Here is a 24,614-nt window from a genome sequence, read left to right as displayed (position 1 = left end):
ATGCTGAAAAAATATTATGCAAGATGTTGGTAATATGATACGTATTTTTCTAATCCTTCAATCTCTTTCTCAGGAGGTTCAATTCCACCTTTTCGACCGTAACAAACATTTCTCAAGTATTCTCCGAAGATCATAGAGCGACTTTTCTCATTTTCCATCCAACTATATCTGTTAATTATAAAATTACCATCAAAACTTGTATCAAATGTATATGGAATACAAGTTATATGTTTTGGTAAATGTTTTTTTAATACTCTATATTGCCGACCTGCTCCTAAACTTTTACATACAAACAGTAAACTATTAATTGTTTTAAAATCAAAAATCTTCTTAGCTTCAATTACATTTGCGATAGAATGGAGAGAGTTTTTCTCGAAAATGATAGCATCTTCTGGTACACCGTGTTCAATTAACTTGTTAACAATTACTTCTGATTCTGATAACTCTCCATAATTCCAGTTTGGATGTTTCATTCCATGTAAACTAGTGCCACCTGTGACGATAATTTGTGCACCTAAACCGTGTTGATAAGCATGTAGAGGAGCTTGCCAATTACCAGGATGGGAACCACCGAAAACGAAAATTGCATCACACTGTTGTGGTGTTGATTCTTTTAGGAAAGCGATTTCGGTTATTTCTTCAATTTGTTTTTTCGTAAGATATGGGACTTCAGGGTATTTTGGGATTACCATATGAAAACCTCCTATATAGTGAAACGTTAAATTCATTATATAGCGATGTTATTTAGTGGAAAAAGGGAAGGTTTTCATTTGACAGTTCCCCTTTTATGATAACTCTCCTATAAACAAAAGTTCTAATTCATCATAAAATTCATCTTCATCCTTGATTATTTCTTGGAAATGCAATGTTTGGACACTGTTAGAAATTGATATTTTCCATTCATGCCCGAAGTCGGAAGCATTGGAGAGGGGAATCCATTTTTGAAATTCATTATCTCTATTGAAAAATTTTTGAAAGTAGTCGTCGTTTTTAAATATGATGATTTGTGAGTTCCATAAGCTTGCTATTTTGATCATAACAACGACTCGATATGTATTTGTATCGTTCGGTTTCATTGTCATTAATTGATTCGCTTGATTTAACAGGGTTTGAATGCACAATCGCTTTACTTTCCTAGGTGTTTTATTAGAATCGATAAAAGCTTGAGAGCCTGGTAAAGGCATATGCCAATATTCATCGTTATAGAAAGTAGATGGAAATGCTTTAGTGGCGTCTTCAATTCTTTTTATAAGAGTTTTTGTTTTTCGTTTCATTCCGCGTATTTTCTTTTCACGCATTGTTGATCATCTCCATAAATTTTTGCAAGGCAGCTGAGTGGAAAATATCTTTTCGAATAATAAAGGTAGTAGGAACCTTTCTAAAGTGATTTGGTAATGTATTTAAGGATAAACCATGTTCGTAATCTGGAATAATAGATTTCATCATAATAGCCTTACCCATACCTGATTTTACACATGCAAGTATTGTTTCAATTGTTCCAAACTCTAGTATTCTTTTAGGTGAAATTCCTTCTTCTTGAAGCCAGTTTTCTAATAGTCTTCTGTAATAACAACCTTGACTAAAAGCGAGTAAATTCAGTTCTTCTATTGTTTTAAAGGAAGATAGAGGAGTCTTGCTAATGAGAACGAGTTCTTCTTCTCGAAATGAAAGTGTATGAAGTTCAGTATGCTGAATATTTCCAGCGATAAGAGCCCCGTCTAGTTTTCGTTCTAAAACGAGCTGAGTTAATTGGTCTGTCGTATGTGTTTCTAAAATAAATTCGACTTCTGGATACTTTTCATAATAGGTCGTTAATATGGGCGGGAGACGAACGGCTGTTATCGATTCTGTGCACCCGATTTTTAACGTGCCTTTCGGATGGGTTCCGTTACTTTGAACAGCTTTAACAGATTGATCCATTAAGTGGATGATTTTCTTTGCATATGTTAATAAAATTTCCCCGTTTGAAGTTAAAGAAACACCTTTACCGTTGCGATAAAATAATAGTGCGCCTAATTCATTTTCTAGTTGTTTTATACGCATCGTTACACCTGATTGTACATAGTTTAAGTTTTTAGCAGCATGAGATATATTTCCTTCTTTCGCAACTTCGTAAAAAACTCTTAAATCTTTTATGTCCATTTATTATCACCCCGGAAAAGGTATTAATTTTTTTGATGGATTCTATTATTAATACTTATTTTACATGATATCAGAACCTTCATACAATGAAAGGGATATGGGGGAGATAACGTTGATAAGTGAAGAAAAAATTGAAAAGTACAGTAGTTCTAATAAATGGATCATGTTAACTTTGGCAACGGTAGCACAGGCAAGTGCAACACTTATAACATATGGAGTAGGGGTACTCGCTTTATTTTGGAAACAGAAATATGTACTTTCGAATATGCAGGTTGGGTTGTTAATAAGTGCTGTAAATATTGGTCCGCTGTTTTGTATGCTTTTTGCCGGAAGGTTACTTGATCGATATAACGAAAGAATATTAATTGGATCGAGCACTGTATTACTTGGCGGGGCACTTTTACTTGCTCATACGGCAAGGGGCTTTATTGGGCTATTATTTGTCCTTCTTTTAATAGGAACTTTTTATAGCGTATCTCAGCCAGGGGGAAGTAAAGTAATCTTGAAATGGTTTCCGAAAGAAATGCGCGGATTAGCTATGGGAATACGGCAAGCTGGTATACCTATTGGCGGGGCATTAGCAGGAGTAACGATCCCTTTGCTTACAATTAAATTTAGTTTAGCTTATACGATAAATGTTCTTGCAACTATATGTATAGTAGGCGGGTTAGTGTTTTTCATATTTTATAAGGAATCGTACGTACGAGAACACACGAGCCAAGAAAATGTAAGTATTTCTTTTTGGATGCAGTTAAAAAAGATAATATGTAAAAAAGAGCTGTATCCAATTTTTATTACAGGTATTTGCATGATTTCTTTACAAATGATATTAGTCGGACATTTTATAAAATTTTTAGTCATTGAAAAATCGATAACACCTATTGTAGCAGGGAAAGTATTTTCAGTTATGCTAGTTGCAGGAATGATTGGGCGAATTATATTAGCTACAATAAGTGATACATATTACAAAGGTGATCGTCGTACACCTTTATTAATAACTGTATGTATTTCTTTTTGCTTAATTTTAGTTACTGTAATGAATATACACACAATGATGATTGAAGCATTATTTGTGGTAAGTGGACTGCTAGGGTTCTTTGCGATCGGTTGGTTTAGTCTTTTTATGGTTGAAGTTGCTGAGTCTGCAAGTGAGGAATTGGTAGGCCTAACAGTGAGTTTTGCGCTTACACTTAATCAAATTGCTATTATCTTTGCACCTGCTTTGTTTGGTTATATAGTAGATGGAAAAGGCTACACATATGCATGGATGGTATAGTTGCATTACTAAGCGTTTCAGCGGTGAATTTATGTAACAGTAAAAGAATATTAAAAATGTAAATCTTTTATGAAGAAAATCTAAAGAAATGTCGTGAGAGTGACATTTCTTTTTTATATGCTGTATAATCAATTTAGAAATGAGATTGGTTTTCATTAACGCTCATTTCCTCTTTTGAAATTACCTGTAATTTTAGCCATAATAAGCTGTTTTTCTTTTTCGTTACTTGCCCGATTTATTTTGTTTAAAAATTTTTCAGCATCATTTCCTTTTAAAATTATAATCTGTTTTCCGTAATATTCAATTAAAACTATATTGTTTTTTGTTACTCGATAATGAAACATCATATTATCTAAACGATTGCGCTTATCGGTCTTTTTCAAATTAACGCCTCCATTCTTGTTAATGTGTAACGAATGTTACATAAAAAATTTAAATTAAAGTTGGATGTATCCGATTGTAAGGTGGAAATTTTGTAAAAAAGAACTACAATAGAGAGTAGTTAAAATTTGAACGTTAGAAAAAGGAATCTAGTTTACTATGAGGAATAATAGAGTAGATAGATTATAAGATATTTAAAAACTAAAAGATATAGAATAGAATGGAAAAGTATAAAGTGAAACTAGATAAAAGAGGGTTCCCATATGTTTAAGAAATGGTTAATTACTTTCTTTGTTTTTGCTATTTTTTGTGGGAGTGTCGCTGCACTCATACATGCAAATAAAGAAAAGAAATACAGTTTGAAGGCATTTTCGAATTTTGAGGATAAGGTTGGAAATGATAAACCGAAAGTTGATGCAAATCAGCAAAAACGTTATGATATTGCAGCAACGAAACTCGATCAATATTTAAAAGATAAAGGATTTAACGGAACGGTTCTCGTAACAGATAAAAATAATGTAGTTTTACGAAAAGGCTACGGGTATGCGAATGTGAAAGATCAAGTATTAACAACGCCAAGAACGAAATATCGAATTGGTTCTATTACGAAAACAGTCGTTGCAATATCTATCATGCAACTAAGAGAAAAAGGGAAATTGAATATTGAAGACAATGTAAATAAGTATATTCCATCGTTTCCGGCAGATAAAAATATTACGTTACGAAATTTGTTAACACATACGTCCGGGTTACCAGATCAGGGACAAGGTAGTGTTGATGCGGCGTCACGTTTAAAGTTAGTAACATGGATTGGAGCGCAAAAGTTGCAATTTCCTGCAGGAACAGGATGGAAATATACAGATTATAATTATATGGTACTTGCGTATATTGTAGAAAAGTTATCGAATAAAACGCTGGCTGAATATGTGAAAGAAAATATTTTTACTCCTGTTGGAATGCATGAATCTGGGATGGGGGCAACTTTTCCTGGAGATATGTTTTTAGCAGAAGGATATACGAAAAAAGATAATGAGTTAGTAGTTACGCCTCGTTTAAGAATGAATTGGCTATATGGTTGTGGTGAAATGTACACTACAGTTGATGATATGAGAAGGTTAGATGAGGCAATTATGGATGGGAAGCTGCTTTCTAAACAAAGTTTATCAGATATGTTTACTGTATCACCCGCTAGAAAGTATGGATTTAGTTTCTATATTTACCCAGATTATTATCATAATCATGGTGTATTAGCTGGTTGGAACACATTTAATAATTTTAATTGGGATAAACGAACTTTTGTAATTCTTTTCTCCAACGTGCAAAATGGAATGAATGATGCATTTAATCAAGAGTTTAGAAAGATGGCGAAAGATTTAATAGAAGGAAAATAATTATTTGAAAATCGGTATTGATATAAAATTATCAATACCGATTTTTTTATTTAGTGAACAAGCATGTATGAGAGGGGATTAGTATTAGAATAAATTTATGAAGGAAGTTAAATGATATGGATGTTAAATATAGGAAGTGTATTTTGTGAATGTCATCTATTTGTATTGAAATTATGTGATTATCATGCGGAAGAATAATTGGTAATTTTTACATTTATGAAAAAGCTTGAGCTTCACACTATGTTAAGCCTTACAGTATTGTAGACATGAACAGGAGGTTGAAAAATGAAAAAAATAGTCAAGTTTTGTTTAATAGCTACATTATCTACAACGATTATTAGTGGATGTTCTTTTGAAGGGAATAATGAAAATGCCAAAGGGAAAGAGGATAAAAAAGTAGAGGTACAGAAAAACGCTGGAAAATATACGATGCCGGATGAAAAAGATAAACATGAAGGTACATGGCTACAATGGCCTCATGAATACACATATGGTCAAGAGTATAAACAAGAAGTTGAACCTATTTGGATTAAGATGGCAAGTGCTTTAACTGAGGGTGAAAAAGTCCACATTGTTGCATATGATGAGGAAGAGAAAGAGCGAATCAATAAGCTTTTAATAGATAAAGGGCTGAATATGGATAAAGTTGATTTCTTTATCGCTCCTACTGATGATGTGTGGGCAAGAGATAGTGGACCGATTTTTGTTTATGACAATAATAAAAATCTAAAAATATTAGATCCAGCATTTAATGGTTGGGGAAAGAAAACTCCATATAAAAATGATGCCCGTATACGTGAGAATGTTAGTAAACAATTAGGGATTGAAAGAATTGATTGGGGGAAATTCGTCCTTGAAGGTGGCGCAATTGAATTAGACAGCAATGGGACTGCTTTATTAACTCGAAGTGCAGTAACGAATAAAAATAGAAATCCTGATTTAACAGAAAAGGAAATTGAAAAATATATAAGTGACCTTGGGGTGACAAACTTTATTTGGTTAGACGGAGTGCCTAATTTAGATATTACGGATTTTCATATTGATGGATTTGCTAAATTCCATGATAAATCTACCATTGTAACGATGAAAGAAGATGACTTGGCGGAATGGGGCTTGTCAAACAAAGATATGGATAAATTGTTAGATGCAAAAAATGCTTCAGGAAAGAAATATAAGTATGAATACTTACCGCTTAGTAAAGATAAAGTTACTTTAGAAGGTGGAAAAACTCTCGATTATAAGGGATCGTATATCAATTATTATATTGGGAATAAAGTGGTATTGGTTCCTAATTATAATGATCCAAATGATAAAATTGCAAACGATACGATTCAGAAGTTATACCCAGATCGCAAAGTAGTGGGAATTGACGTGAGAGAACTTTATAAAAATGGCGGAATGATTCATTGTGTTACACAGCAACAACCCATTCAATTGAAGTAATCGATTATAGTTTCGTTATGTTGCTTTATAGACAAAATAGGTGAAATGCTATCTTTACCTATTTTGTCTTGTTTTAACATCTGTAATAAGGGTTAAATGTATAATTCTTATGTAATGATAATTAAATATAAATATATTGTCATTATTGTTTTATATGGAAAAGGAGAAAAATGTTTGTGTTAAAGAATATAAAAAGAGTTTTTTCGTTGTTCCCTATCGTTCTACAGTACATTTTAAATGTTGCTTTGATCTGTTTGGGAATTGTTTTAAGTGTGTTTCTGATGAAAGAAGTTATTCAATTTATACAAGAACTTAAATTCAATAGTGAGGAATCTAATTATCATTTGATTGATAGTATCGTCGTATTCTTTTTATATTTTGAATTCATCGTAATGATTATAAAGTATTTTCAAATGAACTTTCATTTTCCATTACGTTATTTTATATATATAGGTATTACGGCTATTGTTCGTCTCATTATTATAGACCATGATAGTCCAATGGATTCATTGTTATATGCTTGCGCGATTCTTGTATTAATTAGTGCTTTATTCATTGCAAATTCTAAAATAATGCGTCGTGATTTAGAAGAGTGAACGTTTGTTGTTTAAATCAAAAAAGATGTTTTATCTTTTGGTAAAAAGGAGTAACAGTATTGAAAGAAATAATCTTAACCAGTTTTATAATAATAGGGTTTATGATTCTACTATTTAATTGTATACTTTCATAATTTAAAAGAATAAAAGGTTAATAAGGAAAGAGGTTTTTGTAAATATGGTTCATTACAATAATCAAAATAGTTTACATCAAATATTTACATTAAAGGGAACAGTTATAAGAGATATTTTCCCGCAAATTTTATTATATATATGTATTTCAACGATAGTAACTGTGATTAATTATTATTATGTAGAAATAAAAATGAATCAAACTCCTTGGGTAATTGTTGGAGGAGCTTTAGGTCTACTGTTAGTTTTTCGTACTAACACTGCCTATGATAGGTATTGGGAAGGTAGAAAGTTATTTGGCACGGTTGGTGCTTGTACTAGAAATTTGGCAGTTAGTTTTTTATGTTATTGGGAGTCTGAAGGGAAAAAGACGGATCAGGAAAAATCAAAATTTTTACATTTGTTAATTGCTTTTCCAAAGATAGCGAAAGGACATTTGAGAGACGAAAAAGATTTATCCGAAATAAAAGCATTGTTTGATATTTGTTCTGAGAAGGAAAAAGAAATGTTGGCTGAGTCTATTCATTTACCGATTAGTATAGTTTTTATGTTAAAAACTATACTATCAAAAGGTTTGAAAACGGGTCAAATTCACCCAAATGCAATAATTAATATGGAAGCTGATTTGAATACTCTGCTTACAGCTGTGGGTGGATGTGATCGGATCAAAACAACGCCTATTCCTTTTGCATATTTTGCTCATATTAAAATTTTACTGCTCATATTTTGCGGGACTTTATCGATTGGTCTTGTTGATAGTCTTGGATGGTTTACAGTACTTGCAACTACGTTTATAAGTTTTGCATTTATAGGGATTGAAGCAATAGGAGTTGAAATTGAGGATCCATTTGGTCAAGATCCAAACGATCTGCCGCTAGAAGGGATTTGCATTGGGGTAGAAACGCATTTAGTGAATTTATATAATCAAAACGCTCTATTAGAAGTAATGGATTTGAATCTTGATAAAAAAATCATCTAATCCTTCATTGTGTACGACGATTAAAATTTAAAAATCTTGTCAAGAGTCAGTTTACGGCTTAACGACGGCTTTATATTTTTTATATAAATATATAATATTTCTCCGTGCTATAATCCATTCATGAAATGTGCACGTTTCAAAAATTGTAATGAAAAGAGAAATGAATTGGGGAATAGTTGGCTTATTGAAAACAGTTATTCAATCATTATTAAAAAGCGAGGTAAGTAATATGGAACAAAAACATAGTGGCATTATTTTTACTGCAATACCAGATAAATCGAATGAATATTATCGACCATTTTATGAAGACATTATTTATTTTAATGAATACTTAAATGAAAATAAAGCATTTACCGATCAACTTATATCTTTATCTGTTGAAGAGCAAGACTTTCATACAAACTTTTTTGAGTATGATGATATTTGGCTAAGAGATGTTGCACCAGTTGTAACAAATCATCTAGTTAAATTCAAATATCAACCGAATTACTTACCGAAAGATCAAGGACGATATTTAGATCAACAATTTAATAAATGGTTGAAAAAGAACGACTTTGAATATGTGACATCTCCATTGATATTAGACGGTGGAAATCTTATTTGGAATAAAAAAGATACCGTTATATTAACGGAACGCATATTTGATGATAACTATGATTGGACGGAAGAAGAAATTATAGAGCAACTGGAATGGGATTTAGATGTGAGTCGGGTTATTATTATTCCTGCTGAAGAGGGAGATGTACTTGCACACGCAGACGGGATGGTTAAATTTATTGATGAACATACAATGTTTATTAGTGATTTTTTAGGGGATCATGAATTTAGATATAAGGTTCAAGAGATTATTCAAGAGCAAATGCCAGAGGCTGAATTTATAGTTGTTCCTTCGTCATATACAGAGAAGGGTCAATACGATGAAGAGATAGCGTCAGCAAAAGGTTTATATATAAATATGTTAGAAACATGTGATACGCTTTACGTTCCTAAGTTTGGATTAGCTAAAGATGAGGAAGTTTTACGATATATTCAACAGCATACGGAGAAACAAGTTATTCAAAGTCATGTAGGAGAAATATCGACAATGGGAGGCGCGATGAATTGTTTAACGTGGTATTGTCCTAGTCATTTGTTACCTTCAAAAATGAAAAGGCTGAACGATCAGAATGAAGGTTCTTCAATCAGAAAAATATTTGATTGGTTTTAATAAATAAGCTCATATATAAGAAAATGTATTCAAGGGGTATTTATATGTATACAATTACTGAATTTTCACGGATTTGTAAAATGAGTACACGAATGTTAAGGCATTATGATAAAGAGGAAATATTGAAACCAGCATATGTGAATCCGGTAAATGGATATAGATATTATGAGCAAGGGCAGCTTGAAATAGCGTTGAAAATTAAAAAGCTAAGGGAGTACAAGTTCCCTCTACCGAAAATTAAAATAATTCTTCAATCATCAGATCAAGATTCATTTATTAAACATATGCAATCGCAAATTATAGAGTTGTCTCATGAGGTGAAACAAAATTTACAGGTTATTTCAGAAATGAATGAAATGGTAAATATGAATCATGGTTTAAATATTGCTTGTCATAGAAGTTACGATATATTAATTGGAATGAGAAATGAAATGACGGTAATTGCTCAAAGACTACAAATAGATATAGATGATGTGGATGATTATTTTTATGATTTATATGAAAAGGCACAAGAAAATAACTCTCAAATAGTTGGTTCGCCATCTACAGTTTTTTATGATGAAGAATATATTCCGAATCACAGTGATATTGAATTAAGAATTCCGGTTATGCATGGAAACGATAAAGACGCATTACAAGAATGTGAAATAAAAAAACTAAAACCGCATCAAATCGTTACTACTATACATTATGGAAGTTACGACTATATAGGTTACGCTTATATAGCGTTAGAAGAATGGATTGAAAGAAATGGTTATGTAATAAATAATTCACCATATGAGGTCTACATAAAGGGGCCTGAATGTGATTGTTTAGTAGAAGAGTATGTCACACAAATTTGTTTTTTAGTTACGAAAATAGAATGAGAATAAGGATTGACATTAACATTATGTCAATCCTTATTCTATATACGAAAGCAATTTATCATAATAAAAAGGGGAAAGAATATGAAAAGAAAAATCTTACTTATTTGTCTAATTCTTAGTATGGTATGGATCTCAGCGTGTACGCCTGAAGTAGGAGAAGGTGAGAATGGTAGCTCTGTTCTACCTAATCAGTTGCCGAAGAATGTAGTATTTAAAAATGGTACAATCTATACTTCTAATGAAAAGCAGGATATAGCAGAAGCTGTAGAGATTAAAGATGGAAAAATCACTTTTGTCGGATCAAATAAGGATGTAGAAGAATTGATAAATGAAGATACGAAAGTGATAGATTTACAAGGGCGTCAAATACTGCCTGGTTTTGTGGACAACCATAATCATATTTTTGAAGCGAAATCACCAGCAGCAGGGAATTGTAGTGTTTCATCAGATGCTGCGCTGCAAGAACAACGATCGTATTTAAAAGCTTGTAAAAAAGATATAAAGACAGGGGAATGGATAAGTGGAACAGGGTTCAGTTTGGAAGAGCTGTTAAAAGATATGGATGAAAAATCAGAACATCAAACCCCATTACAAGTTCTTGATGAGCTATTTCCTAATAACCCAGTATTAATTATGGAAAGAACCTCTCATTCTGTATGGGTTAACTCAAAGGCATTGGAAGTAGCGGGAATAAATAAAGAGACGAAAGATCCGCAAGGCGGAAGAATCATCCGGGATCCAGAGACAGGAGAACCTTTTGGAATTCTGTATGATACAGCTGGGGATATCGTGATGGAAAAAGCATGGAATTCCCAGTCAAACCTCTTTGAAAAAAACTATGAAGGTTTGTTAGACGGTTTAGATGAGGTTGCGAAGAATGGTATTACTACAGTCGGCGATGGACGTCTCTATTGGAAACGAGGCTGGTTAGATATTTGGAATAAAGTAAATGATGAGAAAAAGTTAACATCGCGAGTAGTACTTCGTCCGTGGGTATATCCGAACTTAAATGAAGCAGAACAAATGGAGTATTTCAAAAAAATTAAGCGTGATGATGTATCATCTCGAATGCTTATTAATCAAGTGAAAATGTATAGTGATGGAATTAGTATTAACAGTACAGCTAAAATACTAGAAAAATATAAATTTGAGTGGTTTAAGGGAACACCGTATGGCTTGAACTATATTCCAGAAGAAAAAATGAAATGGTGGTTAACGGAACTTAATAAACTTGGTTACGGTGCACTCATTCATACGATTGGGGATGGCGGGGTAAGAGAGAGTTTAAATGCAATTGAAGCAGCGAAAAAAGAAGGTGCAAATCAGCTTTATACGCTCACACATGTTGAGATGGTAGAAGATAGTGATATAAATCGTTTTGCTAAGTTAGGTATTAGCGCTGATTTCCAAGTAGGCCATGATTTTGCGGAAGATCCTAAACAAAGCTGGGCAAGTACGTATTTTACAGATCAACAGATGAAACGAATTATGCCCTTAGGGCGAATTTGGAAAACAGGAGCAAATGTATCGCTTAGTAGTGATTGGGATGTAAATGAACTAAATCCACTTGTGACGATTTCGAATGCATTAAGTATTGATGAGAAAGGCTTATCCGATGTACATGCAGCTATTGATGCTTATACAATTAAGCCAGCCAAAGCATTAGGTCTTGATAAAATTACTGGATCGATTGAAGTAGGTAAATCAGCCGATATAGTAGTATTAAACGAAGATATTACTAAAATGAGTGCCGATAAGATTCCGAATGCGAAAGTTTTAATGACAGTTTTACAAGGAGAAGTAGTGTATCACAAGGGAGAATAAAGAATCCACGTATGAAGTAGTTACAAGTAAATGAAGATATTTCTGTTGACCTTAACACGATGTCAAAGTTTAGACTGAACTTACATTCGAAGAAGGGGTGAACATGTATGAGAAATATGGGAAATAGTTTATATTATATGCCTGCTGAGTGGGAAAAACATGAGGGAACATGGCTCCAATGGCCTCATGATAAGGCTCATAGAGGCGAAGGTTACAGATCTAAGCTAGATGATATTTGGGTAACGATGGCAAAGGAGCTTCATTACGGAGAGAATGTGCATATTGTTGTATTTGATGAGGAAGAAAAAGTACATGTACAATCGAAGTTAATTGAAGAAACGGATGATGTTTGGATAAGAGATAATGGACCGATCTTTGTAAAAGATAAGGAAGGCAATCTCTGTTTAACACACTGGGTATTTAATGGTTGGGGGGATAAATATCCGTATGAAAATGATGCTGTTATTCCGGAAAAAATAAGTGAAATGTATAGCATTCCAAAAGTTAAATCTAGTGTCTGTATAGAAGGTGGAGGAATAGAGATAAATGGAAATGGCACCTTAATGGCGGCAAAAACTTCTATTATAAATGAAAATCGAAATCCTACACTAAATCAGGAAGAGATTGAAATAGAGTTAACGAAGTATTTGGGAGTAACGAATTTTATATGGATAACTGGTATTCGCGGAGAGGATAATTATGATGAAGATACAGATTACCATATTGATGGAGCAGCGCGTTTTGTAAATGAAAATACAATTCTTTATGAATATGATCCTTTTGGGGAAGGAGAGTCGTACCTTTTGGAGGCGCAGGAAAAGCATTATCAAGAATTGCGACAAGCGAGAAATATAGATGGAAATCCATTTCAGCTCATCCCAGTACCTGTAACAAGAAAAAGTGGTAAAAGAGGCAGACTGTAAGGGCTCGTATTTGAACTTTTATATTGGAAATGAAGTTGTATTGGTTCCTATATACGGTGATGAACATGATAAGTTAGGACTTCAAATCATTGAAGGACAGTTTCCAGGAAGAAGCGTTGTCGGTGTTTATGTAAATGAACTGTATGCGTATGGTGGTATGATTCACTGTGTGACGCAGCAACAAGTGAATAAATGAAATGTATATTTCATATGAAAAAGCATGCAGATTCTATAATCTGCATGCTTTTTTCTATAATGCTGAAAACTCTTCAACAAGTTGGGTGAATCGATTTAATGCACTTTCAATCGGTTCTGGTGTAGTTAAATCGACGCCAGCTTTTTTCAATAGGTTTAATGGATAGTCAGAACTTCCGCCTTTAAGGAATTCAATATAGTTTTTCTGAGCATTTGGATCACCGCTTAATAATTTATCGGCGATTTGAATGGCAGAAGCGAATCCAGTTGCGTATTTGTATACGTAAAATGGACGGTAGAAATGAGGGATTCTAGACCAGCCATATTTTACTTCTTCATCAAATACGATGGAGTCGCCATTATATTCTCTAAATAAGTTTTCGTAAATTTCACTAAAGACTTTGGCATTTAACGGTTTACCTTGTTCGGCCATTTCATGTGTGATTTTTTCAAATTCTGCAAACATGATTTGTGTAAAGAAAGTACCTTTAAAGCTATCGATAAAGTAGTTAATTAAATGATTACGTACGTTCGTTTCTTTTGCTTCTTTTAATAAATAATGAATTAATAACACTTCATTTACTGTAGAAGCGACTTCTGCAACAAAGATAGTATAGTGTGCAGAAATTCTTGGTTGGTATCCGTGTGAGTAATGCGTATGCATACCGTGCCCGCATTCATGAGTAAGGGTGAAAAGGCTATTTAAATCATCATGATGATTTAAAAGAATGAAAGGATGAACACCGTATACACCAAAATTATAAGCACCAGAACGTTTTCCTGGTGTTTCTCTCACGTCTATATAGCGTTTATCTTTAAAGCTTTTTAATGTTTTGATATATTCTTCACCTAAAGGAGCTAGTGACGCGATCATTATATCAAACGCTTCGTCGTATGGAATGTCTTGTTTTACACCTTTTACTAAATCAACACTCAAGTCGTATTGTCGTAGTTCATCTACATTTAATTTTTCTTTTCTAAGTTCATTATACGTATGTAATGATTGAATATTTTTTTTCGTTGTCTCAATTAAATTTTCATATACTTCTTTCGGAACCATGTCGCCAAATAATGATTTTTCTAAAGCTGATGGATATTTTCGTAGCTTTGAGACAGTAACATTGTTTTTAATAGCTGCGGACAAAGTAGAAGCGATAGAATTCTTTAATTGAACGTATGGTTTGTAATAAGCTTTATAGGCTTCTTCACGTTTCTCACGATTCTCATCTTCTATTAGCTTTGAATACATTCCACGTGTTAATTTTACTTTTTCTCCATCATCAGTAGTCACTTCACCAAAAATTATATCTGCATTATTTAACATGCCAAATGTATGCTGCGGGGAGGAGAGTGCTTCACCCATTTGTGATAAAATCTCTTCTTGGTCTTTACTCAAAACGTGTTTTTTATAACGGTATAGCTCAAATAAGTCTTCTTTATAATAGTGTAAGCCTTCTGTTTCTTCTATGTAAGAATGTAATGTGTTTTCATCTACACTAAGTAAGAATGGGGAAAAGAAAGATTTAGCCGCACTTACTTTCACGTGTAATTGTGATACTTTATCGACAAGGGATTGAGCGTCAGTATCGCGTGTGTCAAGATCGGATTGTAATCGTGCATAAGCGAACATTAAAGATATTATGCTAGATATTTCTTCACTCTTTGTTAAATAAGCTAATAAACTATTGCCATCGTGAATATTTCCATTAAACTTGTGTAATTCATTCGTTAATACTTCAATTTTATGAAAATCGCTTTCCCAATCTTCAATTGTATGATAAATATCCGTTAAATCCCATTTTTCTTTATCAGCTACTTGTAGTCGATCTTTAAGTTCAGTCATAATCATTTCCTTTCTAAATATGTAGTTATATTCCTATATAACTATGAAATACAACAAATTGCAAAAAATCCCTGCTGGAAAATAAAAAGCCTTGCCGAGAATGGCGAGGCTTTAAAAGTTATAATGTAATGCCGAACGTTGAATGAAGGAGGTTTGTATATTGCTCTTTTGTAATTGTTTCTTTTGTTTTATTTCTATTTTTCGTTACTGTAATGCTATCTTTTGTTAATGATACGTGCCCGTCATGGGTAAGTTTTACAACAAGAGGTACTTTGTTAAATGGTGAACCTTCATGTTCAACAATAATTTTTTGTGCTGCATTTGCTTTCGTTTCATCCACTTCTTCCAAGTAAAATGCATAACCTACTGTCCAATCATCAGTAGAAGATTGATCTAGAAACTCATTGTTTTTACGCATTTCTAAAATATAATTACCTTTTTCAGTCGTTTCTTTACGAATACGATAGTCGCCTGTTACAGAATGAACGATCTCACCTGAGAAAGGAACAGGGGAAAGGGGTAAATATGATCCGAAACCTACTTCAATTAAGTAAAGTTCATTATGATGTTGTAAAACAGTTGCGATATGCCCTGAATCTACAGCCCATATAGAATTTGCAGCGTTATAAACTGTTCCTGAAACGAGATGGACATCGAATTTAGAGTCTTTAAGTAAGTAATACATAGCCGGATTCAATTCATAACAAAGGCCGCCACGGTTGTTTATTAAAATTTTTTCTTTTAGATTTTCTTTTGATATTGCTTTAAAGTTGTTTTCGAGAATATTTAAGTTTTCAAAAGGGACAGATTGTGACATTGCATACATAATGTTAGGTAAATCTTCAAATGAAACTTTTTGTTTTTCTTCTATATTTAATCTTGCAAAAAATTGTTTTTGAAAGTCGGTCATAGAAATCCCTCCGTTATGCTTTTATAGATAAATTGTAAACAATCTTGAATAAGATGTGAAATTTAAACTATGTGGGGTACTTGTGGAATATGTGAAGTTACAGGAAAAATAATGTGAGAGATTAAAAGATTACTACTTTACTAACTGTAGAACGAATATTATAATAATTTTAATAAATTATGCAAACGTTTTCTTTAAGGGGATGGTGTAAATATGTTGAAAAGGATTATGGTAGTCTGTTTATTGTTTATTTTACTTTTTCCTAATATATATGAGGGGAATAAGGCGGAAGCAGCAACGATAAACAATGGAACATTAATGCAGTATTTTGAGTGGTATGCTCCGAATGATGGGAATCATTGGAATCGCTTGCATTCAGATGCTGGAAATTTAGCTCAGAAAGGAATTACATCTGTCTGGATACCGCCTGCATATAAAGGAACTACGCAAAATGACGTAGGATATGGAGCATATGATTTATATGACTTAGGGGAATTCAATCAAAAAGAAACGGTACGAACAAAATATGGGACGAAAGCACAATTGAAATCTGCAATTGAAGCTTTACATAAGCAAAACATCGATGTATACGGCGATGTAGTTATGAATCATAAAGGTGGAGCAGATTATACTGAAACTGTAACAGCTGTTGAGGTAGACCGTAACAATCGAAATATTGAGGTATCAGGTGATTATGAAATTAATGCATGGACGGGGTTTAACTTTCCTGGGCGCGGAGATACTTATTCTAATTTCAAATGGAAATGGTATCATTTTGACGGAACGGATTGGGATGAAGGAAGGAAATTAAATCGAATTTATAAATTTAGGGGTATAGGTAAAGCATGGGACTGGGAAGTGTCTAGCGAGAATGGAAATTATGATTATTTGATGTATGCAGATCTTGATTTTGATCATCCAGATGTTGCGAATGAGATGAAAAATTGGGGGACGTGGTATGCGAATGAATTAAATTTAGATGGTTTTCGTTTAGATGCTGTTAAACATATTGATCATGAATATTTACGCGATTGGGTAAATCATGTCAGACAGCAAACGGGGAAAGAAATGTTTACAGTAGCTGAATATTGGCAAAATGATATCCAGATTTTAAATAATTATTTGGCGAAAGTCAATTATAATCAATCTGTATTTGATGCACCGCTTCATTACAATTTTCATTATGCTTCAAAAGGAAATGGGAATTATGATATGAGAACTATTTTAAATGGAACAGTAATGCAAAATCACCCTGCACTCGCAGTTACTCTCGTTGAGAATCATGATTCTCAACCTGGACAGTCATTGGAATCTGTAGTAAGTCCGTGGTTTAAACCGTTGGCATATGCATTTATTTTAACACGTGCAGAGGGCTATCCTTCAGTTTTTTATGGTGATTACTATGGGACAAGCGGAAAGAGTAGTTATGAAATTCCAGCGTTAAAAGATAAAATTGATCCGATTTTGACGGCACGAAAAAACTTTGCATATGGTACGCAGCGTGATTATTTAGACCATCCAGATGTGATTGGCTGGACAAGAGAAGGTGATGGTGTACATGCTAATTCTGGTTTAGCGACATTACTCTCGGACGGACCAGGAGGATCAAAGTGGATGGATGTTGGAAAGAATAACGCTGGGGAAGTATGGCACGATATTACGGGTAATCAAACAAATACTATAACAATTAATAAGGACGGATGGGGGCAGTTCCATGTAAGTGGAGGCTCAGTTTCCATATATGTTCAACAGTAAATTGGTGATGAAAAAGAAGAGGTAGACTGAAATATAAGTTTTCTTCTTCTTTTTTACATTCTGCATAGTTATTAAAGTATGACACCTTTACTTCTTATAAAACATATAGTATGATGATTTCAATAAATTAGATTTCAATGAACATAAAATATAAATTAATGAGAGGTGCTTTTTGTGAGTGCGGTAGGTACTAAATAGGAAAAATTTAATGAAATAAATCGGATAAGACCAGGGGATTTTTATGTACATCATACCCCTAATTTTGTCATGGATTTATTTCGAAACCTATGAAGATACCTACAATACTTTATAAAGCGTGTAATAAGGGGATTGCCATCTGTTTTTTTATGGCTTATTTCCTCATATGTTATTACACTTGCCTTGTAAATGTAAAAGCTGCGGTATCCCCGCAGCTTTTTTGTATATGTTTTTAATGTATAAAAATGGTAATTGAATAATGTAGAATTCATTGGAATCTAATGAGTAGGTATCTTCATTGATGATAGAAATCAATCATAGTGAGGAGAAACAAAATGAATACGATGACTTTTGAAAAGTTACAGTATAACGAATTAATGGAAATAGTGAAATCTTATTGTGTAAGTGGATTAGGTAAGGAATTATTAAATAAATTAGAGCCGAGTACGAGTATAAAAGTAGTGAGAAATCGCTTAAATGAAACGACAGAAGCACGAGCTATATTAGATGCAGAAGGGCATGTGCCTTTCTTCGGAATTTCTAATATCGCTAGTACAATTCAAAAATTAGAAAAAGGGATGATTTTAGATCCAGCAGAGTTAGTGAGTGTTTCAGACTTTTTACGTGGATGTAGAAAGATTAAAAAATTTATGTTAGATAAAGAATTCTTTGCGCCAGTATTATCTTCGTATGCAAATTCAATGACTGAATTTAAAAGTATTGAAGAGGAAATTAACTTTTCAATTAAAGGAAATAGCATTGATGCAGCGGCTAGTAAAGAGTTAAAACGAATTCGAAATAACATTGATTCTGTAGATGGAAAAATAAAAGAACGTTTAACGAAGTTTTTAAATAGTAGTGCAAATAAGAAGTATATTCAGGAATTCTTTATTAGTAAAAAGGATGATCGCTATACGATTCCGATCAAATCTACCTATAAAAATCAAGTTGCCGGAAGTATTGTTGAAGCATCTGCAAAAGGTTCTACTGTATTTATAGAACCACATACGGTTACAAAGTTAAATGCGGAACTAGCAAGTTGGAAAGCAGAAGAAGCGATGGAAGAATATCAAATTTTAGCGACTTTATCAGGAATGGTATTAGAAAACATTTATCATATAAAAATTAATATGGAGTTGATTAGCCAATATGATATGGTATTTGCGAAAGCGAAGTTTAGTAAATCGATCGATGGAATAGAGCCGAAATTAAACGATCATGGCTACATTCATTTAGTGAATTGTAAGCATCCGCTTTTAACAGGGAAAGTAGTACCGTTAAATTTTGAAATCGGTCAAGAATACCGAAGTTTAATTATTACTGGGCCGAATGCAGGCGGGAAAACAATTGTGCTGAAAACAATCGGATTGTTAACATTAGCGACAATGTCAGGCCTTCATATCGCTGGAGATAAAGAAACGGAAATTGCTATTTTCGAAAATGTATTTGTAGACATTGGTGATAATCAAAGTATCGAAAATGCACTAAGCACATTTTCATCTCATATGAAAAATCTTTCTGAAATTATGAGGATGTCAAATAATAATACGTTACTACTATTTGACGAAATAGGAAGCGGTACAGAACCGAATGAAGGTGCGGCGCTTGCGATATCTATTTTAGAAGAGTTTTATCTATCGGGATGTATTACAATTGCGAGTACACATTACGGTGAAATTAAACGATTTTCAGAAATGCACGGTGATTTTATGAACGCAGCAATGCAATTTAATAGTGAAACACTAGAGCCACTTTATAAATTAGTTATCGGAAAATCAGGTGAAAGTAATGCACTTTGGATTGCAAATAAAATGAATGTAAAAGAACATGTACTGCAAAGAGCGAAAGCGTATATGGGAAATAAAGAATACGCTATAGAAAAAGTGAATGAAAGCAAAATTAGAAAACCGAAATTCGTGCAAGAAAAAAGAGAAAATGACTATGAATATAAAATCGGCGACCGTGTGAATTTATTGGATCATGATGATTTCGGAATTGTATATAAGGAAAAAGATAATTTCTATAATGTCGTTGTATATTATAACGGTGAATTTATTGAAGTGAATGTAAAACGTATTACTTTAGAGGTAGCGGCGAAAGAATTATACCCAGAAGGATATGATTTAAATACACTATTTGTGGATTATAAAGAAAGAAAAATGCAACGTGATATAGAGCGCGGATCGAAAAAAGCGCTTCGTAAAATTGAAAAAGAAATAAGAAAGAATAGAGGATAAGTTAAAATGGTAACAATTAGACAAGAACAAAAAAACGATTATAGAAAAACAGAAGAAGTTGTACAACAAGCATTTTTAAATGAAGAATTTAGCGATAAAAAGGAACATGAACTTGTAGAACGTATTAGAGAATGTGACGCATTTATTCCAGAGTTATCAATTGTTGCGGTAGATGAGGAAATCGTTGGTCACATTATGTTATCGAAAATTACAATAGAACAAGATGGGGCTTCTGTAGATTCATTAGCGCTTGCACCAGTTTCAGTAGCACCAAGCCATCAGAAGAAAGGAATTGGTGGAAAGCTTATCACGGCTGCTTTAGAAAAAGCGAAAGAATTAGGATACGGGTCAGTTGTAGTATTAGGGCATCCAGAGTACTATCCGAAATTCGGATTTAAAAAAGCAAGTGAGTGGAATATAAAAGCACCATTTGAAGTGCCTGAAGAAGTGTTTATGGTAATGGAATTAACAGAAAATGCTCTTGAAGGTGTAGAAGGAATTGTACAATATTCGAGTGCTTTTGCTGAGTAGGAGTATCGGTTAAGAAATGTAATCATAAAAGATGCTATCTTTTTGTAGGGATATACAGAAAGATAGCTTTTTTTATTAAGCAAATGCACTTACGTATATTTTGCTCAATGAATAATTGAAGTGGTAAAATTGATATAGAAATGTAAAGGGAGAGAATAGAATGAAGAATCGAGAAACAGATAGCAATGAGAATGTAGTTACGTTATATGTTACAAGACACGGTAAAACAATATTAAATACGAACCATCGCGCGCAAGGTTGGGCAGACTCTCCATTAGTAGAAAAAGGTGTGGAAGTAGCCACAAATTTAGGAACGGGATTAAAAGATATTCATTTTACGAATGCGTACAGTAGTGATAGCGGCCGCGCGATTGAAACTGCTAATTTAGTATTAAAATATAGTGAGCAATCAAAATTGAAACTTGAGAAAAGAAAAGATTTGCGAGAATTAAATTTCGGTATTTTTGAAGGTGAAAAACTTGAAAATATGTGGGATGTGGTTGGAAAAGCTGCAGGCGTTGCATCACCAGAAGAACTTATGAAGTTTTCTATTCAAGAAGTTATTGATCTTATTAGAGCAGCAGATCCTACGAAACAGGCGGAAGATTGGGAATTATTTTCTACTCGTATAAAAGCAGAGATTGATAAAATTAGTGAAGAAGCTGCTACAAATGGAGGCGGCAACGTTTTAGTTGTCGTTCATGGGCTTTTGATAACTGCATTAATAGAAATGATAGATCGTAGTAAAACAAAGCTTGGAGTGGAGAATGCAAGTGTAACGAAAATTTTATATAAAGACGGGGAATATGTCGTCGAGTCGGTTGGAGATATGAGTTATGTTGCAAAAGGAACAGAAAGTGTGGAAATATAATAATATCTCAAATGAAAATAAGAAAAGGAGGTTAGAGAAATCTAGCTTCCTTTTCATTTTGTGAATTACGGGATTAATAAAATCTTCCCAGTACTCTTTCTGCTCTCTAATAATTCATGAGCACGGGCACCGTCTTGTAAAGAGAATGTAGCAGGACTCGCGATTGTTACTTTTCCGTTCGCAATCCAATCGAATAATTGAGAGGAACGTTCTTTTCGCTCTTCGTAAGATGTAAGTACATTCCAAAGGTCGCCACCGGTTAAAGTTTTTGAAGTATCCATAAGCATACGCGGATCAACGGGGGCAGGATTACCGCCAGCCATTCCGAAAAATACGACAGTACCACCAATTTTAGTAGCGTTAAAACTATCCTCTAATGTAGAGCCTACTGATTCATATACAACATTTACTCCAGTACCATTTGTTATTTCAAGTACTTTCGTAGGCCATGCTTCCGTATATAAAAATACGTGATCGGCACCAGCTAATGTGGCTATTTTTGCTTTTTCGTTTGATGAAGTTAGGCCGATTACTGTTCCGCCCTGTAGTTTAATCATTTGAATAAGAAGTTGACCAACGCCGCCAGCCGCAGCGTGTACTAAAGCTATATCGCCTTTTTTTATTTGATAACTATCTTTCGTTAAATAATGTGCAGTTAATCCTTGCAATAATACAGAAGCGGCTGTCTCAAAAGAAATAGAATCTGGAAGTGGAATTGCTTTTTCTGATGGAACGGCAACTAATTCTGCATTTGCAAATGGAACGTCAGCAAATGCAATGCGGTCTCCAGGATTGATAGTAGTAACGTCAGCTCCTACTTTTTCAACAACTCCAGCCCCTTCATAACCTAATATATAAGGCGGATTGCCAACGAGATGATAATCGCCGCGGCGTCTATAAATATCAGCAAAGTTTAAGCCGATTGCTTTCGTGCGTACAAGAATTTCATTTGGATTTATGATTGGATCATTTAGTTCTTTATATTGTAGTACATTAGCGTCTCCGAATGTTTCGAAACAAAGTGCTTTCATATGGAATACCTCCATTTATATTGTTTGTCGATGCTCTTTATCATACAATACAAATAACGATAGAAAAAGATGATTATTTCGATGGAATCAATCGGAAATATCGATTAGAGGGAATGACAAATGGAGATAAAACAGTTAATTACATTTAAAGTAGCTGCAGATACTTTAAACTTTACACAAACTGCGAAGAAATTAAATTTTGCTCAATCGAGCGTAACAGCGCAAATTAAAACGTTAGAGGCTGAGCTCGATACGCCGTTATTTGAGAGATTAGGAAAACGCCTTTTCTTAACTGAAGCAGGAAGGAAGTTTCAATTATATGCTGATAAGATGATTGCACTCAGTAACGAAGCGAAAATGGCTGTGAAAGATGATGAGGAAATGGCAGGTACGTTAATAATTGGTGCACAAGAAAGTCAATGTACATACAGGCTTCCTTCCATATTAAAAAGGTTTAAAGCACAATTTCCCCAAATAAAGCTTATATTTAAACCTGCACATTCAAATAAAGATGCGAAGGAACAATTGATGGAGGGGAAAGTAGATCTTGCATTTATTTTGGATGAATGTAAAACAGAAGATGTTTTGCATGTGGAGCCACTTATGAAAGAAGAATTAAAAGTAGTAGCTGCTCCGGGGCATCGTTTGCTTGAACAACCTTCCGTTTCTACAAAAGATTTAGAGAGTGAGACACTTTTACTAACAGAACTTGGTTGCTCGTATCGGACTTTATTTGAGGAGTTATTTCGTGCGGAAGACGTATATCCGGCAAATAAGATTGAGTTTGTTAGTGTCGAGGCAATTAAACAATGTGTCATTGCCGATTTAGGTATAGCGGTTTTACCAGCGATAGTTGTAGAAAAAGATATACGAGAAGGTACGATAAAAGAGTTACATTTAGAAAATACAATCGATCCAATTTATACACAAATCGCTTGGCATAAAGATAAATGGATGACAGCGCCGTTACAGCAATTTATTGATGTAACAAGGGTTTCTTTTACAAGGGATTAAGTGGAGAATATTTGTTTATATGTAAGAAGAATAGCACTTTTGTATAGAGAGAACCGATACTTGGATAAAACAAGTATCGGTTCTTATAGTATATTTTTATAATCACTTTTAAGTATGGACATAATAATTGAAAAAATGAATCAACTAAGATCTGTATCAGGAGGAGTATATCCAAGGTGACGAGCCATAGATACGATTTGTCCTTTATGATGAAACTCATGTGTTTCTGTATGAGTTAAAAGCCATAGCGGAGTTGTGCTCCAAGGTTCTTTTTGCCATTTCACTTCATTTGCTATATTTTCGAGCCAACGGTCATTGTATTCATCTAAAAAACGTTGTACAGTCTCATCTACTAACTTAAACTTGGTACGGACTTTCGCGACATCTGCATGTTCAGTTTCATAATTGCTAGCAAATGAAAAATCTGCTCGTTTTTGCTTAAATGCGAATGATCCGATCCAGTATCGATAGCAATCAGCCACATGTATATGGGTTTTTATAATACTACCGCTCCCGAAATTAGGAACAGTGCTATGTAATTTTTCTAGTGGGATTTCTTCCAAAAATGAAAATAGAGTTTCTCTTGTAGAGCTAATAAGATTATATTGCTGTTTTAAAACATGTAACATGCAACTACACTCCTCTTTTATTTACTAAACTATTTGTGTAGTAAGTAATTCTATATTTACGAGAGGTGAACCTTTTTATTATTTTTACTAAGCATATTAGATGTATTTTTTAATTGTTTCTGATAGATTAAATAAGGTGAAACTTTAATAAGTTTAACATTCTTAGTTCATAATAAATTGTACATAAAAAAGGGTAATTAACTGTTACGATTTATTTAACCAATTATAACGAAAGTTAAT

At 33.5% G+C, this 24,614-nt stretch carries 20 protein-coding genes and 2 pseudogenes; 14 read left to right on the top strand and 8 right to left on the bottom strand.

Annotation, left to right across the window (positions count from 1 at the left end):
- Positions 1-14: 14 nt before the first annotated feature.
- The 3 genes from JFT89_RS22785 to JFT89_RS22775 form a co-directional block, all read right to left on the bottom strand.
- Positions 15-692 carry a YdcF family protein gene (locus JFT89_RS22785; RefSeq protein ID WP_002066514.1) on the bottom strand — a complete coding sequence of 226 codons (678 nt, stop codon included), beginning with the start codon at positions 690-692 and terminating at the stop codon, positions 15-17.
- A gap of 93 nt (positions 693-785) precedes the next feature.
- A complete protein-coding gene (locus tag JFT89_RS22780) occupies positions 786-1,298 on the bottom strand; it encodes a DUF3916 domain-containing protein (protein ID WP_016096393.1) in 513 nt (170 codons plus the stop codon).
- A complete protein-coding gene (locus JFT89_RS22775) occupies positions 1,291-2,142 on the bottom strand; it encodes a LysR family transcriptional regulator (protein ID WP_201040686.1) in 852 nt (283 codons plus the stop codon). Before JFT89_RS22775 ends, JFT89_RS22780 begins: the two co-directional genes overlap by 8 nt.
- A gap of 97 nt (positions 2,143-2,239) precedes the next feature.
- Here JFT89_RS22775 and JFT89_RS22770 point away from each other — a divergent pair.
- Positions 2,240-3,480: pseudogene (locus tag JFT89_RS22770) on the top strand (MFS transporter).
- Positions 3,481-3,573: 93 nt separating this feature from the next.
- Here the strand turns inward: JFT89_RS22770 and JFT89_RS22765 are convergent.
- Positions 3,574-3,801: a hypothetical protein gene (locus tag JFT89_RS22765; protein ID WP_016096395.1), complete on the bottom strand. Its 228-nt coding sequence runs from the start codon at positions 3,799-3,801 to the stop codon at positions 3,574-3,576.
- A 261-nt stretch (positions 3,802-4,062) separates the two neighbouring features.
- On the opposite strand from JFT89_RS22765, the gene JFT89_RS22760 reads away from it, so the two are divergent.
- The 8 genes and pseudogenes from JFT89_RS22760 (at position 4,063) to JFT89_RS22725 (ending at position 13,356) form a co-directional block, all read left to right on the top strand.
- Entirely contained in the window at positions 4,063-5,190 is a 1,128-nt protein-coding gene (locus tag JFT89_RS22760; RefSeq protein WP_002066519.1) for a serine hydrolase domain-containing protein, read from the top strand.
- Positions 5,191-5,475: 285 nt separating this feature from the next.
- Entirely contained in the window at positions 5,476-6,633 is a 1,158-nt protein-coding gene (locus tag JFT89_RS22755; RefSeq protein WP_201040684.1) for an agmatine deiminase family protein, read from the top strand.
- Between the two features lie 176 nt (positions 6,634-6,809).
- Positions 6,810-7,229 (top strand): phosphate-starvation-inducible protein PsiE, encoded by a 420-nt coding sequence (gene psiE, locus JFT89_RS22750; protein WP_201040682.1) that lies wholly within the window; start codon positions 6,810-6,812, stop codon positions 7,227-7,229.
- A gap of 178 nt (positions 7,230-7,407) precedes the next feature.
- Positions 7,408-8,340: a bestrophin family protein gene (locus JFT89_RS22745; protein ID WP_201040680.1), complete on the top strand. Its 933-nt coding sequence runs from the start codon at positions 7,408-7,410 to the stop codon at positions 8,338-8,340.
- 229 nt (positions 8,341-8,569) lie between these two features.
- The gene (locus JFT89_RS22740; RefSeq protein ID WP_016096399.1) at positions 8,570-9,547 is read left to right on the top strand and encodes an agmatine deiminase family protein; all 978 of its coding nucleotides are present in this window, start codon (positions 8,570-8,572) and stop codon (positions 9,545-9,547) included.
- A 44-nt stretch (positions 9,548-9,591) separates the two neighbouring features.
- The gene (locus JFT89_RS22735) at positions 9,592-10,413 is read left to right on the top strand and encodes a MerR family transcriptional regulator (protein WP_016096400.1); all 822 of its coding nucleotides are present in this window, start codon (positions 9,592-9,594) and stop codon (positions 10,411-10,413) included.
- Between the two features lie 81 nt (positions 10,414-10,494).
- Positions 10,495-12,237, top strand: coding sequence for an amidohydrolase (locus JFT89_RS22730; protein ID WP_201040678.1), 1,743 nt, complete (start codon positions 10,495-10,497; stop codon positions 12,235-12,237).
- Between the two features lie 107 nt (positions 12,238-12,344).
- Positions 12,345-13,356, top strand: a pseudogene (locus JFT89_RS22725) (agmatine deiminase family protein).
- 54 nt (positions 13,357-13,410) lie between these two features.
- Here the strand turns inward: JFT89_RS22725 and pepF are convergent.
- Together pepF and JFT89_RS22715 are read right to left on the bottom strand one after the other, a co-directional pair.
- Entirely contained in the window at positions 13,411-15,198 is a 1,788-nt protein-coding gene (gene pepF, locus JFT89_RS22720; protein ID WP_201040675.1) for an oligoendopeptidase F, read from the bottom strand.
- Between the two features lie 118 nt (positions 15,199-15,316).
- Entirely contained in the window at positions 15,317-16,108 is a 792-nt protein-coding gene (locus tag JFT89_RS22715; protein ID WP_201040674.1) for an arylamine N-acetyltransferase family protein, read from the bottom strand.
- Positions 16,109-16,321: 213 nt separating this feature from the next.
- On the opposite strand from JFT89_RS22715, the gene amyS reads away from it, so the two are divergent.
- From amyS to JFT89_RS22695, 4 genes are all read left to right on the top strand, one after another.
- Positions 16,322-17,863, top strand: coding sequence for an alpha-amylase (gene amyS / locus JFT89_RS22710; RefSeq protein WP_201040672.1), 1,542 nt, complete (start codon positions 16,322-16,324; stop codon positions 17,861-17,863).
- A gap of 533 nt (positions 17,864-18,396) precedes the next feature.
- Entirely contained in the window at positions 18,397-20,298 is a 1,902-nt protein-coding gene (locus JFT89_RS22705) for an endonuclease MutS2 (RefSeq protein WP_201040669.1), read from the top strand.
- Positions 20,299-20,304: 6 nt separating this feature from the next.
- Complete coding sequence (locus JFT89_RS22700; RefSeq protein ID WP_201040667.1) at positions 20,305-20,829, top strand: GNAT family N-acetyltransferase; 525 nt, start codon at positions 20,305-20,307, stop codon at positions 20,827-20,829.
- A 160-nt stretch (positions 20,830-20,989) separates the two neighbouring features.
- Entirely contained in the window at positions 20,990-21,700 is a 711-nt protein-coding gene (locus JFT89_RS22695) for a histidine phosphatase family protein (protein ID WP_002066534.1), read from the top strand.
- Positions 21,701-21,765: 65 nt separating this feature from the next.
- On the opposite strand, the gene JFT89_RS22690 is transcribed toward JFT89_RS22695, so the two are convergent.
- Complete coding sequence (locus tag JFT89_RS22690) at positions 21,766-22,731, bottom strand: quinone oxidoreductase family protein (protein WP_201040665.1); 966 nt, start codon at positions 22,729-22,731, stop codon at positions 21,766-21,768.
- 120 nt (positions 22,732-22,851) lie between these two features.
- Here JFT89_RS22690 and JFT89_RS22685 point away from each other — a divergent pair, with 120 nt between their 5' ends.
- Positions 22,852-23,745 carry a LysR family transcriptional regulator gene (locus tag JFT89_RS22685; RefSeq protein WP_002066536.1) on the top strand — a complete coding sequence of 298 codons (894 nt, stop codon included), beginning with the start codon at positions 22,852-22,854 and terminating at the stop codon, positions 23,743-23,745.
- Between the two features lie 140 nt (positions 23,746-23,885).
- Here the strand turns inward: JFT89_RS22685 and JFT89_RS22680 are convergent, their stop codons facing one another.
- Positions 23,886-24,374: a DinB family protein gene (locus JFT89_RS22680; RefSeq protein ID WP_002066537.1), complete on the bottom strand. Its 489-nt coding sequence runs from the start codon at positions 24,372-24,374 to the stop codon at positions 23,886-23,888.
- Positions 24,375-24,614: the final 240 nt, after the last annotated feature.

Origin of the sequence: Bacillus sp. TH25, assembly GCF_016650935.1 — a bacterium.
Taxonomy (GTDB): Bacteria; Bacillota; Bacilli; order Bacillales; family Bacillaceae_G; genus Bacillus_A; species Bacillus_A mycoides.
This window is presented reverse-complemented; position numbering and strand designations above follow the sequence as displayed.

Excerpts from the sequence above, each read along its gene's own strand:
- JFT89_RS22785 (WP_002066514.1), bottom strand. The coding sequence starts at position 692 with ATGGTAATCCCAAAATACCCTGAAGTCCCATATCTTACGAAAAAACAA.
- JFT89_RS22780 (WP_016096393.1), bottom strand. The coding sequence starts at position 1,298 with ATGCGTGAAAAGAAAATACGCGGAATGAAACGAAAAACAAAAACTCTT.
- JFT89_RS22775 (WP_201040686.1), bottom strand. The coding sequence starts at position 2,142 with ATGGACATAAAAGATTTAAGAGTTTTTTACGAAGTTGCGAAAGAAGGA.
- JFT89_RS22760 (WP_002066519.1), top strand. The coding sequence starts at position 4,063 with ATGTTTAAGAAATGGTTAATTACTTTCTTTGTTTTTGCTATTTTTTGT.
- JFT89_RS22755 (WP_201040684.1), top strand. The coding sequence starts at position 5,476 with ATGAAAAAAATAGTCAAGTTTTGTTTAATAGCTACATTATCTACAACG.
- JFT89_RS22745 (WP_201040680.1), top strand. The coding sequence starts at position 7,408 with ATGGTTCATTACAATAATCAAAATAGTTTACATCAAATATTTACATTA.
- JFT89_RS22740 (WP_016096399.1), top strand. The coding sequence starts at position 8,570 with ATGGAACAAAAACATAGTGGCATTATTTTTACTGCAATACCAGATAAA.
- JFT89_RS22735 (WP_016096400.1), top strand. The coding sequence starts at position 9,592 with ATGTATACAATTACTGAATTTTCACGGATTTGTAAAATGAGTACACGA.
- JFT89_RS22730 (WP_201040678.1), top strand. The coding sequence starts at position 10,495 with ATGAAAAGAAAAATCTTACTTATTTGTCTAATTCTTAGTATGGTATGG.
- pepF (WP_201040675.1), bottom strand. The coding sequence starts at position 15,198 with ATGACTGAACTTAAAGATCGACTACAAGTAGCTGATAAAGAAAAATGG.
- JFT89_RS22715 (WP_201040674.1), bottom strand. The coding sequence starts at position 16,108 with ATGACCGACTTTCAAAAACAATTTTTTGCAAGATTAAATATAGAAGAA.
- amyS (WP_201040672.1), top strand. The coding sequence starts at position 16,322 with ATGTTGAAAAGGATTATGGTAGTCTGTTTATTGTTTATTTTACTTTTT.
- JFT89_RS22705 (WP_201040669.1), top strand. The coding sequence starts at position 18,397 with ATGAATACGATGACTTTTGAAAAGTTACAGTATAACGAATTAATGGAA.
- JFT89_RS22700 (WP_201040667.1), top strand. The coding sequence starts at position 20,305 with ATGGTAACAATTAGACAAGAACAAAAAAACGATTATAGAAAAACAGAA.
- JFT89_RS22695 (WP_002066534.1), top strand. The coding sequence starts at position 20,990 with ATGAAGAATCGAGAAACAGATAGCAATGAGAATGTAGTTACGTTATAT.
- JFT89_RS22690 (WP_201040665.1), bottom strand. The coding sequence starts at position 22,731 with ATGAAAGCACTTTGTTTCGAAACATTCGGAGACGCTAATGTACTACAA.
- JFT89_RS22685 (WP_002066536.1), top strand. The coding sequence starts at position 22,852 with ATGGAGATAAAACAGTTAATTACATTTAAAGTAGCTGCAGATACTTTA.
- JFT89_RS22680 (WP_002066537.1), bottom strand. The coding sequence starts at position 24,374 with ATGTTACATGTTTTAAAACAGCAATATAATCTTATTAGCTCTACAAGA.